Source organism: Microcystis sp. M53598_WE2 (assembly GCF_030067735.1).
Lineage (GTDB): Bacteria > Cyanobacteriota > Cyanobacteriia > Cyanobacteriales > Microcystaceae > Microcystis > Microcystis aeruginosa.
This window is the reverse complement of record NZ_JASJFE010000576.1, coordinates 1-1,772: the sequence shown is the minus strand read 5'-3', so window position 1 is coordinate 1,772 and position 1,772 is coordinate 1. Positions and strand designations below refer to the sequence as shown.

Sequence of the window (1,772 nt, the reverse complement as noted above, 5' to 3'; positions counted from 1 at the left end):
GCATTCCCCAGATTATTTTGTATCCTTGCCCATTCATAAGGAAAAGCATCACGGGTCAACACTTCTAAAGACAGGTTATAAGCAACAATAGCTAACTCTGGATTATCTGCCCTTTCCCCTCTGATACGATCACTATAAGCAGTCCCTAGATTATTTTGTATTACTGCCCAATCTTCAGGAAAAGCATCACGGGTATAGACTTCTAAAGACAGGTTATAAGCAACAATAGCTAACTCTGGATTATCTGCCCTTTCCCCTCTGATACGATCACTATAAGCATTACCCAGATTATTTTGTATCCTTGCCCATTTTTCAGGAAAAGCTTGACGGGTATATACTTCTAAGAGGGTCTGATAGCCTGTAATAGCGATTTCTAGATTATTAGCCCAACTTCCCAAGGGAAAATTTTGAATATCAACACATAAATTCTGAATCACCCCGACAATAGCCGCCACTTCTTCTGGTTTCCCTTGAGAAAACACATTTCTAGCCCATTGTTGCAACAGTTGGGCAAAGGTATCATCTAACAGATGTTGACCGCGTTGTAGGATAGGATAAACCACCGCAGGATCGCTATTACTCTCCCATTCTGCTTGTAAGACTTCTGATAAAAACTCCTGATATTCCTCTATACTTCCCGCTTGAAGGTTGAGAAACTGCCCCAATTGTTGCACCATATCGCGTAACCAAGATGATGTGATGGACTATGATTTTTTCGACAGACCGACCCTATGAATATACTAATTAAAAAAAGGTGGGTTAAGTCCCACCTTGATAACTGATTAGGATTTTTGGCTGAAATAGGCCTCTAGCGCCTCATTGATGATTTGATTCATCGGCCGTTTTTCCGTTTCCGAAGCTTCCTTGAGACGGACAAACATATCATCGGGGACGCTGACACGGTTTTGATTTTTACGCACGCGTTTGGGTTTTGATTCAGTAGTAGTAGTTTCGGTCATTTTAGGTGTGTAGGTGGCTGAAAATGCTTGTAAAGCAGGGAAATTGACTCGGTGACAGAATTCTCCGAAGGTTTCGTTATTTTGTTGATCCTGTTGGAAGTAAACGAAAATCGGTTCTAAGACCTTTTCTAGATCATCGATCGCCATTTTATCCAAATAGGGGCGCGCTAGTCGAGTTTGATCGGCTGTTCCCCCCAACCAGAGTTGGTAGGAATTGGGAGCGCTACCCACAAATCCTAATTCTGCCATATAGGGACGCGCGCAGCCATTGGGACATCCTGTCATGCGGATGACAAATTGCTCTTTGCTTAATCCTAAGCGATTAAGCAGGGCGCGAATGCGTTCAATCACCTGGGGCAAAATTCTTTCTGACTCAGTAATCGCTAATCCACAGGTGGGCCAAGCGGGACAGGCCATGGCATAACGGGTTAAAGGGTCAATTTCGGCGGGATTGGTGATAATTCCGTGTTCTTTCAGGATCGCCTCGATCGCTTGCTGATCCTGGGGTTCGATTTCGTAGAGAATGATATTATGGTTAGCCGTCAAGCGCATGGGCAACTGAAAACGCTCGATAATCACTTTTAAGGCGGTTTTTAGCTGAAAACTGCCTTCATTTTTGACCCGGCCATTCTCCACAGAAAGACCAAAAAATAATTTTCCGTCTCCCTGTTCATTCCATCCCAAAAAGTCTTGATATTTCCAATCGGGGAGGGGTTGGTAGGGGGCAATTTTTTGGCCGAAATAACCCTCAACAGTGCTGCGGAATTTTTCTACTCCCCATTCTTCGAGGATATATTTCATTCTCGCATGACG

General features: G+C 43.7%; 1 protein-coding gene and 1 pseudogene. Both read right to left on the bottom strand.

The window, feature by feature from the left end; all coding sequences use genetic code 11:
* Positions 1 to 677 (bottom strand): annotated as a pseudogene (locus PX636_RS11695) (tetratricopeptide repeat protein); the annotation flags it as partial.
* A 105-nt stretch (positions 678 to 782) separates the two neighbouring features.
* Positions 783 to 1,772, bottom strand: a 990-nt coding sequence (locus tag PX636_RS11690) for a ferredoxin-like domain-containing protein (protein WP_502882878.1), incomplete at its 5' end; no start/stop codon positions are given.